At 69.9% G+C, this 11,809-nt stretch carries 8 protein-coding genes; 6 read left to right on the top strand and 2 right to left on the bottom strand.

The genetic code is table 11. The annotated features are described in order from the left end of the window. Positions 1-867: serine/threonine-protein kinase (locus MJ777_RS03825; RefSeq protein ID WP_239373200.1), on the bottom strand; the 867-nt coding region annotated here is incomplete at its 3' end. A 211-nt stretch (positions 868-1,078) separates the two neighbouring features. Here MJ777_RS03825 and MJ777_RS03820 point away from each other — a divergent pair. Further along, the gene (locus MJ777_RS03820; RefSeq protein WP_239373198.1) at positions 1,079-2,365 is read left to right on the top strand and encodes a hypothetical protein; all 1,287 of its coding nucleotides are present in this window, start codon (positions 1,079-1,081) and stop codon (positions 2,363-2,365) included. A gap of 389 nt (positions 2,366-2,754) precedes the next feature. Here MJ777_RS03820 and MJ777_RS03815 read toward each other — a convergent pair whose 3' ends face one another. Continuing rightward, positions 2,755-3,774: a nitroreductase family protein gene (locus MJ777_RS03815; protein ID WP_239373196.1), complete on the bottom strand. Its 1,020-nt coding sequence runs from the start codon at positions 3,772-3,774 to the stop codon at positions 2,755-2,757. A 44-nt stretch (positions 3,775-3,818) separates the two neighbouring features. Here MJ777_RS03815 and MJ777_RS03810 point away from each other — a divergent pair, with 44 nt between their 5' ends. The 5 genes from MJ777_RS03810 (at position 3,819) to cydD (ending at position 11,788) form a co-directional block, all read left to right on the top strand. Next, positions 3,819-4,493, top strand: a complete 675-nt coding sequence (locus MJ777_RS03810; RefSeq protein WP_239307918.1) for a response regulator transcription factor — start codon at positions 3,819-3,821, stop codon at positions 4,491-4,493. Positions 4,494-4,595: 102 nt separating this feature from the next. Next, complete coding sequence (locus MJ777_RS03805; protein ID WP_239307919.1) at positions 4,596-5,465, top strand: universal stress protein; 870 nt, start codon at positions 4,596-4,598, stop codon at positions 5,463-5,465. 174 nt (positions 5,466-5,639) lie between these two features. Then, positions 5,640-7,058, top strand: a complete 1,419-nt coding sequence (locus MJ777_RS03800) for a cytochrome ubiquinol oxidase subunit I (RefSeq protein WP_239346081.1) — start codon at positions 5,640-5,642, stop codon at positions 7,056-7,058. An 85-nt stretch (positions 7,059-7,143) separates the two neighbouring features. Next, entirely contained in the window at positions 7,144-8,163 is a 1,020-nt protein-coding gene (gene cydB, locus MJ777_RS03795) for a cytochrome d ubiquinol oxidase subunit II (protein ID WP_239346082.1), read from the top strand. Then, positions 8,150-11,788: a thiol reductant ABC exporter subunit CydD gene (cydD, locus tag MJ777_RS03790; RefSeq protein WP_239373194.1), complete on the top strand. Its 3,639-nt coding sequence runs from the start codon at positions 8,150-8,152 to the stop codon at positions 11,786-11,788. The genes cydB and cydD overlap by 14 nt, the downstream gene beginning before the upstream one ends. Positions 11,789-11,809: the final 21 nt, after the last annotated feature.

Below are 11,809 nucleotides of genomic sequence, written 5' to 3'. Positions count from 1 at the left end.
TGCCTCGGGGTCGATCTGTGCTGTCGACAGCGGCTCACCGAGCAGGCGCAGCATCAGCTGTTGCGCGGTCGGCCGGGCCGACGGAGCCTTGAGCATCGCGTTCGCGACGATCTCGCGCAGCGGGCTGTCCAGCCCGTCCAGGTTCGGATCCTCGTTCACCGCGCGGAAGAGCAGCGCCTGCGCGCTGCCCTCGCCGAACGGGTAACGGCCGGTTGCCGCAAACGTGATGAGCCCGCCCCAGGCGAAGATATCCACCGCTGGGGTGACCGGATCGCCCTGAATCTGTTCGGGCGCCATGAACGCGGGGGTGCCGAGCTGCTGGAGGTCCCCGGTGAGGTTGCTGGCGGAGTCCAGCGCGCGGGCGATCCCGAAGTCGATGACCCGGGGACCGAAGGGGGAGAGCACCACGTTGGACGGTTTGAGATCTCGGTGCACGATGCCGGCGCTGTGGATCGCGGTCAGCGCCGCGGCAACGCCGACCGCGAGTTGTTCAAGATTTGCCGCCAGCAGTGGGCCGCTTTCGGAGACGAACTTCGCCAGCGTCCGGCCTTCGATGAACTCGGTGACAAGATACGGCTGCTCGGCGTCGGGCGCCGCGTCGAGCACCTCGGCGGTGCACACCCGGGCCACCCGGCGGGCCGTTTCCGCCTCCAGCCGGAAACGCAGCCGGAACTCATCGTCATCGGCCACGTCGGTACGGATCACCTTGATGGCGACCAGCCGGCCGTTTCCGGTACGCCCGAGGTAGACGGTGCCCATCCCGCCCTGGCCGAGCCTGCCAAGCAGGGTGTAGGAGCCAAGCTGGCTGGGGTCACCCGGGCCCAGCGGGAGAGCCTGCGCGTTCACGGCCGCATCCGGCGCTGCCATTGTTGAACCAACCTCCAGACCGCGTGTTACCTGTGACGCCCTGTCAGATCGGCCCGACCAGCCTAAAGGTACTCCCGTGGTCGTCTCGCTGACTCCCGGCTTTTCTGGTTGAGCGGGCATGACATGCTCATCCCGGCTGCGGTGCCGCGGAGAAGCCGAGTTCCACACACGGGAAGGCTGGGGGATGACAGGGGCGCGACGATTGGTTCCGGTGACCGTCTGTGCGTATGCCGCTGTGATCGCCGTGATTCTCGGGGTGCTGGTGGGCTGCGGTGGTTCGGTTCCGCCCAGGGCAGCCGGGGCATCGGTTCTTCCCGGCACGCCGGTCTGGGGATTCGTCCGGTCGGACGAGGCCGCGTCGCCGTTCGGGGCCGCGCGGACGCCCGCGCCCTTCGTGCAGGCTGGAAGCTGGCAGTCGGCCACAGGCGCCGCCGGCACGGCCACCGCCGCTGCGTCGGCGACAGTGGTCCGGCGGGGCACCGGTCGTTACAAAGTGATCTTTCCTGGCATCGGCGTGCCCGGCGGGCATGGCGTCGCGCTGGCATCCGCGGTCGGTGACCAGCCGGTGAGCTGCCACACCGAAGGGTGGGCGCCGTCGGGTCCCGCCGAGGAGGTGACCCTGGCCTGCCGGTCACCGACCGGGGACTACACCGACTCGCGGTTCACCGCGCTGTTCACGTTCGCACCGGCGTCCTACCGGGCGTCATCGACCTTTCCTGACCCGTACTTCCGCGGGCAGGCGGTGAGCCCGGCTCCCACCGGGGGGCCTGCTTCGCTGCCACCGCCCTACACTTACTTCCGGGATGACGAGCCGGGGCAGGACGTTACCCGGGCGGGCGACTACTACGACGCCGCCGGTTCGGCCACCCCCTTCGAGATCCACCGGATCGGTGTCGGGCACTACTCGATCGACCTGGTCGGGCCGGCCTACTCCGGCCGGGAGGGAAACAACCTCCAGGTCAATGCGATCGGCTCCACACCGGCCGGTTGCAACCCACTCGGCCGGGACGAGAAGACCGACCGGCAGACCATCTTCGTGGGGTGCGCCATCGGGCAGACCTGGACGGACACGCCGTTCGTGCTCGTCTACACCAACCAGCATGCGCTGATCGGGGCGGACACCGTGCTATTCGGGCACGCCTTTTCCGGCCAGGAGGCCGAGGACACCGGGAGGATCATCCAGCCGCCCCTGGGCATGACAGTAGACGCGTGGGACAGGTATACCGCCAACAGCGCCGGAAAAGTGAACACCGTCCGTCACATCTCGGCGGGCGCGTACGAGGTGACCTTCCCGGCGGCTGGGCGCGCTCCCGACAACGTCGAGGTCATCCCTTATGGTGAGCCGACCCACCGGTGCGCGATCGGCGGATGGAGTTCACCGCGTGGCAGCGCGGCTGGCGACGTGACGGTCTCCGTCTTCTGCGCGGACCCCGCCGGTGCCCGTTCCGATACTCAGTTCAGCCTCGCGTATCTCAGCGCCGCGCTCCTGGCGGCGTGACCGCTGTCCCGGGCGTGACCGCTGTCCCGCGTGACCGTTGCCAGCGGCGATCTGCTCGGCACTACGGCGCGGCGCGGACAGTTCCCCCCGTGAGCTGCCCGGCCGACGGACCCGCAGGTCGGATAGAACCAGATGCCGGGCTGACATACATCGTTTTTTGCTGGGATTGGGGTGCCCGCTCGCACGATTTTCCGGCTGCCTGATCCGGCCGTGTCCCGCCGGACAGGTGATGGACCGTCGATTTCGCTCCCCCGTGATGCGACAGCCCAGAACCCGGTACTGTGGTGAGGTGCCGGCCGTGACATGGCCCCCGGGCTCACCCCAATGTCGCTGCGAGCGACCACGCGCCGAGAGGCGACCTGCGCGGCCGGCACCTTCGCTTAGTGCGTTCATTCGAACCGCAGGATGTCGTCGACCGATCGGCGCGGTGTCGCCTTCAGCGTCTCGGCGTCCGGCAGCGGGTAACCTACCCTGATGATCATTTGGATGTGCCCGAGGCCACCGATCGAGTGCCGCAGCAGCTCCCGGGTCGACTCGAGGTCGACAGCCTGGCCCAGCGGCGACGTGGCGATACCGCGCGCGGTCGCGGTCAGCAGCACCCGTTCCATCGCCTGGCCGGCTCGCAGCCGATCGGCTGGGGTATCGCTGTCGGTACCGATCAGGAGCACCATCGGGCGTTCCACACCGGTCTGTCGCAGCTGTAGGCCGGCTTCGCCGACCACGTTGAAGTCCCGCACCGTGAATTCGGACTGCCGTGGCTGAGCTGAGCTGATCACCACATCACGGGGTATGCCGTCGACCGCATCCGTGCTGGTCCGGCTCCAGGACTCCAGTTCCGCGCGGTAGGCCGGGTCGTGGTTCTCCAGCCAGTCGGCGCGGGCGATCAGCACACTTGTGTCGATGCGCAGGTCCGCGTCGTCCAGGGACACCAGCCACCCCGCCTCCGCCTCGGCCGCGAGCCGCAGCGCCCGCAGGGCGTCCGGTTCCAGCGGGCGCGGGTCGAAGGGCCTGCGGTCGGTGCGCCGATGGCGGGTTGCCGCGAGCAGCGTGGCGTTGTCGGGATCAGCGGGCTGGGTGGCCGCGGCGGGCCTGATGGCGATGGTGGCCAACGGCCCGCCGTCAAGTTCGTCACGCGCATCCGGAAAGATCGTCACCGTGGGGATGAGCCCGGCGGCCCGGATGGCGAGGCGGGCGTGCAGGAGTGCCGCGCCGCAGCTCAGCAGGAGCTGACGACCGTCAGGGTCGGCGATGGTGAGCCGCCGCGAGGTGTCGGCGAGGAGGTCAAGGCCGGTGCTGCCCACTCGCCACCGCCACGGCTGGGTGTTGTGGATCGACGGGGCCAGCCCCGCTGTCTCGACGACCGTGCGGGCGAGGTCCGCGGGTAGAGTGCCGGTGCTAGTCACACACATGACGGTAGGCCCTTCGGTCTGTCATGTCCTGTTGCCGGTCATCCATGGTCGCTAAGGCCTCGTCGGCAGGTATCGTCGGTTCGGTGGAGCCTGTCCGCGTATTCGTTCTCGATGACCACGAGATCGTCCGGCGCGGGATGCGCGAGCTACTGGAAAGCCAGGGCGACATCAAAGTCGTGGGGGAGGCCGGCCTTGTGGCCGAAGCCCTACGGCGCATCCCGGCGCTACGTCCTGACGTCGCCATACTCGACGCCCGCCTGCCTGACGGCAGCGGCATCGATGTGTGCCGCGACATCCGTTCCGGTACACCGGAGGTCCCTTGCCTGATCCTGACATCCCATGACGATGATGAGGCTCTCTTTGCCGCGATCATGGCCGGAGCTGCGGGCTATGTGCTCAAGCAGATCAGAGGGACTGATCTTGTCGGCGCGGTCCGGACCGTGGCATCCGGCCAGTCCATGCTCGACCCGGCGGTCACCCAGCGGGTGCTGACCCGGTTGCGCGACGGCGCGCCCGAAGACCGCCTGCTGTCCGCCCTCAGCGAGCGGGAGCGCCAGATCCTCGCCCTGATCGCCGAGGGGCTGACCAACCGCCAGATCGCCAGCCGGATTCATCTCGCTGAGAAAACTGTCAAGAACAACGTGTCATCCATTCTGGAAAAACTTGGCCTGACCAGCAGGACGCAAGCGGCGGTGTTTGCCACCAAGCTTTCCGGCTGACGGCCCTTTCGGCTGGCTGGCCCGCGCGGGCGGGACTTTCGGTCCCGCGGTCTACCCGAATCGCTCTCGTTCGCGTCGCCGGGCGCTGCGAGCGTGAACGGTGTGGAGACGACATCCGATATCGTGGTGGGAATCGATGCGTCCGTGGATGCCGAGTTGGCGTTGCGCTGGTCCTTGGTGCACGCGGCGTTGATCGGGGTTCGGATACGAGCGGTGCTCGCCTGGGGCCCGGGCGGGCGGCCACGTGTTGTGGACGACATTTCACCGTCGATCGGCGTCGATGATCTCGAACGTGCGGCAATGCAGGTGCTGCACGACGCGGTCCGTCGGACGCATCCCTGTGACCTCGGTGTCGATGTCGTTGAAAGGACGGTTTACGACGCGCCCTCGGACGCTCTCGTCGAGGAGTCCCGGGACGCGTTGATGCTCGTCGTCGGCGCACGCGGGCTTGCCCGGATGCGCCGGATGTTCGTCGGTTCGGTCAGTGCGCGATGTGTCCAGGAAGCTCCCGTTCCGGTGGTGGTCGTACGCGGGCCGGCGCTGTCCCAGCCGGACCGCCGGCCGATCGTCGTCGGTGTGGACGGCTCACGGCCATCTCTGGCGGCGCTGCGCTGGGCCGCGGTCGAGGCAAGGCTGCGCCATGTTCCGTTGCGGGTTTCGCACTGCTGGCAGCCGCAGCCGCCGCCCAACGCCGCCGGGCTCCCCGTGTTCGACGAGGCGGAGCTGGAAAAAGCCGCTGGCATCACTCTTGACACAGCTATTGAACAAGGACTTCCACGCGATACCGAAACTGCCGTCGAGGCGACGCTGATAGCCGCCGCGGCGGCGCACGGCCTGATCGTGGCTGCCCACGCTGCCCAGCTGCTGGTGGTGGGGGCCCGTGGCCATGGCGGGTTCGGTGGCCTGCTGCTCGGTTCGGTCGGCCACCAGGTTATGACGCATGCTCCGTGCCCGGTCGCTGTCATCCGGTAACGGCCAGAGGCTGCGTGACGATGTTTTTCCGCACCGTCGGCGGCCCGCGCCCCGGCTGGCACAGCGGCCGCCGGCGACGCGCTGATGCTTTCCGCGCCGCCGGCGGCCCAGGCCCCCGGACTACTGGAAGGGAACGCAGATGAGCCAGGAAGAAGTAGGCCAGGAATACGCGGGATGGCAACGGATATGAGCCACGAAACGATAGCGCGCTGGCAGTTTGCGATCACTACGGTCTATCATTTTCTGTTCGTCCCGCTGACAATTGGGCTGTCGCTGCTGGTCGCGGTGATGCAGACGGTGTGGAATCGGACCGGCAACGTCGAATGGCTGCGCCTGACCCGTTTCTGGGGCAAGTTGATGCTCATCAACTTCGCGATGGGGATCGTCACGGGAATCGTCCAGGAGTTCCAGTTCGGGATGAACTGGTCGGACTACTCGCGTTTCGTCGGAGATGTCTTCGGCGCGCCGCTGGCCATGGAAGCGCTGATCGCGTTCTTCCTGGAGTCCACCTTCCTCGGCCTGTGGATCTTCGGCTGGGACCGGTTGCCCAGGAACGTGCACCTCGCCACCATCTGGCTGGCGTCGCTGGGCACGGTCATCAGCGCCTACTTCATCCTGGCGGCCAACTCGTGGATGCAGCACCCGGTCGGCTACCGGATCAACCCCGATACCGGGCACGCGGAACTCACCTCGATCTGGCAGGTGCTCACAAACCCGACCCAGCTGGTCACCTTCCCGCATGTGTTGGCGGCCTCGCTGCTGACGGGCGGAGCCGTGATCGTCGGGCTGTCCTGCTGGCACCTGCGGCGGGGACAACAGGTGGAGCTGCATGGGCGGGCCGTGCGCCTGGGCCTGGTCGTCTGTGCCGTGGCATCGGTGGGGGTCATGGCGTCCGGGCACTTCCAGGGGCAGGTCATGACCCGCCAGCAGCCGATGAAGATGGCCTCCGCCGAGGCGTTGTGGGAAACCGAGCGGGGCGCCGGCCTTTCCCTGTTCGCCTACGGTGACGTGTCCCACGGCGAGAACAAGATCGATATAAAGGTTCCGCGCCTGTTGTCGTTCATGGCCACCAACAGCTTTTCCGGGACGGTGCGGGGAGTCAACGATGTGCAGGCCGCCGAGGCCGCTCAGTACGGACCGGGCGACTACACCCCGGTGATGGGCATCACCTTCTGGAACTTCCGGGCCATGATGGGGCTCGGCGCCGTCTACTTCGGCCTCGCCATGCTCGGGCTGTTCCGGATGCGCGGTGGCCACCTGCCCGGCGGGCGTTATCTCCTGCCGGCGTTCGTGTGGGCGTCGGCCCTGCCGTACCTGGCGAACACCGCTGGCTGGATCTTCACCGAGATGGGGCGCCAGCCGTGGGCCGTTTTCGGTCTGTTGCGCACATCCGACGCGGTGTCACCGGGGGTCTCCACGACAGCGGTGATCGCTACCCTGGCCGGCTTCACGGTCATCTACGGAACGCTGGCCGCGGTCGCACTGCGGCTGTTCCTGCACCATGGCCGGCACGAGATACCGGCGCTGAGCCCGAACGTGACCGTTGGTGGCCGATCACAGCCGGGTGGGGCGCTGCCGTCGCTCGCCTACTGACATCCCGGTACCGCAGACCTGTTGCCTTCAGGGCGCGTGACCACAGCGATGATCGCGTGCCCGTGGGCTGGCTAGGAGTAGGGCGATGCTTGAGGAGTTCTGGTTCGTACTGGTAGCCGTTCTGTGGGTCGGCTTCTTCGTGCTGGAGGGCTTCGACTTCGGTGTGGCCGCGTTGCTGCCGGTGATCGGCGGAAATGACGAGACCGACCGGCGAGCGGTGCTCGGCACCATCGGCCCGGTGTGGGACGCCAACGAGGTCTGGCTGCTCACCGCGGGCGGGGCGATGTTCGCGGCGTTCCCGGAGTGGTACGCGAGCCTGTTCAGCGGCATGTACCTTGCGCTGTTCCTCGTCCTGTTCTCGTTGATCATCCGGGGGGTTTCGCTGGAGTACCGCGGCAAGGCCAGCAGCGCGGCGGGGCGGGCCTGGTGCGACCGGGGGATCGTGATCGGGGGAGCGCTGCCGGCGCTGCTGTTCGGGGTCGCTTTCGCCAACATGGTGCGCGGTCTGGAGATGACCCCGGAACATGACGTGACGGGTGGCTTTCTCGCCCTGCTGAACCCCTACGCCCTGCTTGGCGGGGTGACGATGTTGTTGCTGTGCGTTCTGCACGGCGCGGTGTTCCTGACGCTCAAGACCCGTGGCGCGGTACGCAGCCGCGCCCGTAACGTCACCCGGAGCCTGGCCGCACCGACGTTGGTCGCCTTCGCCGCCTTTGTTGTCTGGACGGTCGCCGTCCGGGGCGGCATCGCCGGGGCGGCGGTCGGGGCCGCGGCTCTGCTCGCGCTGGGTTTCGCCGTCCTGGCCTGGTTCGGCGAACGGGACGGCCTTGCGTTCGCCGGTACCGCCGGTGCGATGGCCCTGCTGGTGGCGAGCTGGTTCGCCGCGCTCTACCCGGATGTCCTGCCGGCCCGCGGCATGCCCGACAACAGCCTGACCATCAACGCCGCGGCGTCCGGGCACTACACACTCACCGTCATGACATGGGTGGCCGTGCTGTTCACGCCGGTAGTCCTTGGTTACCAGGCGTGGTCGTACTGGATCTTCCGGCGGCGGCTGGTCGGAGCGGATCTGGCGGATCTGGCTGGATCCCATGAGACCGGTTGATCCACGGTTGCTTCGTACCGTACCGGCGCTGCGTCTCTACCTGGTGCGGTTCGGGGTACTGGCGGTCGCCTCGGCCGTCCTGGTGGTGATCCAGGCGACGGTGTTGGCTGATCTTGTGCTCGCGGGCCAGGAACCGCCGGCTGGCCGGGGCGGCGGTGCCGGTCCCAGTTCTGGTTTTGGTGCCGGTGCCAGAGCCGCGGCCGCGGCTCTCATCGCGGTCGTGGCCGCCCGGACGGTGCTGCTCTGGGTGTCTGAGCGGACCGCGCAGCGGACCGCCCCCGCGGTGTCAGCGGAGCTGCGTGCCGCCATGCTCGGGGCGGTCGTCGAACAGCTCGCCGTCGAACAGCCGGCCGTCGAACAGCCGGCCCGCGGTCATCGCGGCGGCGAGCGGGACCGGGACGGCGGATCAGGGGCGCTCGCGGTCATCGCGGGCGCCGGCCTCGACGGTATGGAGGCCTATCTCACCCGCTTTCTACCGGCCCTGGTGATGGTGGTGGTTGTCCCGCCGTTCGTGCTGATCCGGATCGCCGGTGCGGATCTCACCTCCGCGGTCATGCTCGCTGTCGCCCTGCCGCTGGTCCCGGCCTTCATGGTCCTGGTGGGGCTTGCCACCCGGAGCAGAACCGACCAGCAGTGGGCGGTGCTCGGGCGGCTGTCCGGGCATTTTCTCGACGTGGTCGAGGGACTGGCGACGCTGAAGATCTTCAATCGGGCGAAAGCCCAGGTGGAGGTGATCCGCCGGATCACCGATGCCTACCGGGAACAGACCATGGTGGCGCTGCGCTGGGCGTTCCTGTCCTCGTTCGTACTGGAGCTGCTGGCGACCCTGTCGGTGGCGCTGGTCGCGGTGTCCGTCGGCCTGCGGTTGGTGTCGGGTTCGCTGGACCTGCGTACCGGGCTGCTCGCGCTGCTGCTCGCCCCGGAAGTCTACCTGCCGCTGCGGCAGGTGGGGATGCAGTATCATGCGACCGTTTCCGGCCTGACCGCGGCTGGCACGGCCCTCGACGCGATCGACGCCGCGCCCACCGGTGCCGGCGCCGCCGTTCATACCGGTGCTGATACCGGTGCCGGTAACAGCACCGGCGTGGCCGGCCGGCGGCCGCTTCCCGTGCCGGTCCGGTTCGACACGCTCCGGCTGGACGGGGTGCGGCTGCGCCATGCGGAGCGCGTCGACCTGACCATTCGCCGCGGTGAGATCGTCGCGCTGGTCGGGCCGAGCGGCGCGGGCAAGAGCACGCTGCTGGCACTGCTGCGCGGGGCACTGGCCCCGGCGCGGGGCCGGGTGCTGGTGGACGGGACCGACCTTGCGGACCTCGACCCGGCCGCCTGGCGGGCCCGGATCGCCTGGCTGCCGCAGCGCCCGCATGCCGTCTGCGGTGGCACGGTCGCTGACGAGATCCGGCTGGGGCGGCCCGGTGCCACTGCCGCCGAGATCACCGCGGCGCTGACGGCCGCGGGGGCGCCAGCGGCGGACCGCGTTGTGGGCGAGGACGGTGGGGAGCTGTCAGCCGGCGAGCTGCGGCGGGTGGCGCTGGCCCGCGTGCTGATCCGCGACGCGGCCTTGGTGCTGCTCGACGAGCCGGGCGAAAGCCTGGACGCCGCGGCGGAGGAGCACGTGGCCATGGCCGTCGCGGCGCTGCGGGGACGCGCGACGGTGGTGCTCGTGGCACACTCCGACATGCTCGCCGGAGTCGCTGACCGGGTTGTCACGGTTTCGGCGGGGCAGGTGGTCGACGACCGGACGGTGGCTCCCGCGCCGGTCCGCCCGCGGGCCGCGCGCCTCGCCGGCTCCGGCACGCGCCTCGCCGGCTCCGGCGTGGTCCCGGCCATGCTCCCAGCCGCGGCCCCCGGCGCGGTCATGGGCCGGCCGGCGGCCATCCAGCTACGCGATCGTTCAGTGGCGGTGGCACCAGCCGTTCCGCTCCCGGGCCCGCCGCCCGCCTCGCCACGGCGGGCATTCATGCTGTTCGCCTCGGCGTGGCGGCGGCTCGCGCTCGGCATCATCGCCGGGGCGGCCGCGTTGGGATGCGGCATCGGCCTGACCGCCACGTCCGCCTGGCTGATCGTCCGGGCAGCCCAGCGTCCACCGGTGCTCACGCTGATGGTCGCCGTCGTCGCCGTGCGCGCCTTCGGGCTCGGCCGGCCGGTCTTTCGCTACGTCGAGCGGCTCGCCAGCCATGACGCGGCCCTGCGCGGGCTGGCACGGCTGCGCGCGCAGGTGTTCACGCGGCTGGTCCCGCTGGCTCCCGCGGGTCTTGGCACCCATCGGCGCGGGGACCTGCTGCGCCGTTTCACCGCGGATGTCGACGGGGTCGGGGAGTCGTTGCTGCGGGGTGTGGGCCCGACCGCGTCGGCGGCGCTCGCCTGCGCCGGAGCGGTGATCGGGGTCGGTGTGCTGCTGCCGGCCGCGGGTGCCGTCCTCGCTGTCGGGCTTGCCGTGGCCGCGCTGCTCGCCGGGCCGGTGACCGCCCGGTACACCCGCGGGACGGTCACGGCCACCGCGTTGGCGCGGGCCCGCCGGGACACCGAGATCGTGTCGCTGCTCGAGGGGCTGGACGAGTTCGTCGCGTTCGGCGCGGTCCGCTCCCGGCTGGCCCGCCTGCGCCGTCGCGACCAGGAGATACAGCGGCTGGTCGAGTCATGGCGCGGGTCACCGGCGTGGGGGGCCGCGACCGGTTCGCTTGCCGCTGGACTCACCCTGACCGCGGTCAGCGTCGTCGGGCTTGCCGCGGTGCACCGCGCGACGCTGTCGCCGGTCATGCTCGCCGTGATCGTGCTCACCACGATCGTGGCTTTCGAGCCGCTGGCGGGCCTTACCAGTGCCTTCGCGGCGCTCGCCGATGCCCGCCACGCCGCCGGCCGGGTCTTCGCCGTCCTCGACCGCGAGCCACCGGTCAGCGAACCCGTCCGGCCCCGCCCGCTGCCGGACGGGCCGCTCGACGTCCGGATGACCGGTGTCCACCTGCGTTACGGCCCGGACAGCCCGCTGGTGCTCGACGGGTTCGACCTGTACCTGCCGGCCGGTGGCCGGGTCGCGCTTGTCGGGGCCAGCGGCGTGGGCAAGAGCAGCGTCGTCGACCTGCTGCTGCGTTTCCGTGATCCGCAGGCGGGCCGGGTGCTCGTCGGCGGTGTGGACATCCGGGACGTCAGAACCGATGAGCTGTATCGACGGGTCACCGGGATGACGCAGGACGCGCACGTGTTCGACGCGACACTGCGGGAGAACCTTCTGATCGCCCATACCGGGGCGGTCGACGCGGAGCTCACCGGCGTGCTCGCCCGGGTGGGCCTCGCGGACTGGGTCGCGGGGCTGCCTGACGGCCTCGCGACCAGGGTCGGAGCGGACGGCGAGCGGATGTCCGGCGGCCAGCGCCAGCGGCTTCTGCTCGCTCGCGCGCTGCTCGCCGACCCGCGGGTGCTCGTCCTCGATGAACCGACCGCGCATCTCGACCCGGTGACCGAGGCCGCGGTGATGCGCACGATCCTGGACGTGACCCGCGGCCGGACGCTCCTGCTCATCACCCACCGGACCAGCGGTTTCGACGAGCTGGACGCGGTGGTGGAACTGGCGGGCGGCACCGGCAGGCTCACTGGCGGGATGTCCGGCCTGCGCTCGGTCGCCTGACCCCGCCCCCGCCCCCGCCCC

Origin of the sequence: Protofrankia sp. Cj5 (assembly GCF_917627405.1) — a bacterium.
In the GTDB taxonomy this organism is placed as follows: Bacteria; Actinomycetota; Actinomycetes; order Frankiales; family Frankiaceae; genus Protofrankia.
The sequence above is the reverse complement of the archived record's forward strand: the minus strand, read 5'-3'. Positions and strand labels throughout refer to the sequence as shown.

What these genes read in the sequence shown, in the direction of transcription:
- MJ777_RS03815 (WP_239373196.1), bottom strand. Translation starts at nt 3,774, where the DNA reads ATGTGTGTGACTAGCACCGGCACTCTACCCGCGGACCTCGCCCGCACG.
- MJ777_RS03810 (WP_239307918.1), top strand. Translation starts at nt 3,819, where the DNA reads ATGGTCGCTAAGGCCTCGTCGGCAGGTATCGTCGGTTCGGTGGAGCCT.
- MJ777_RS03800 (WP_239346081.1), top strand. Translation starts at nt 5,640, where the DNA reads ATGGCAACGGATATGAGCCACGAAACGATAGCGCGCTGGCAGTTTGCG.
- cydB (WP_239346082.1), top strand. Translation starts at nt 7,144, where the DNA reads ATGCTTGAGGAGTTCTGGTTCGTACTGGTAGCCGTTCTGTGGGTCGGC.
- cydD (WP_239373194.1), top strand. Translation starts at nt 8,150, where the DNA reads ATGAGACCGGTTGATCCACGGTTGCTTCGTACCGTACCGGCGCTGCGT.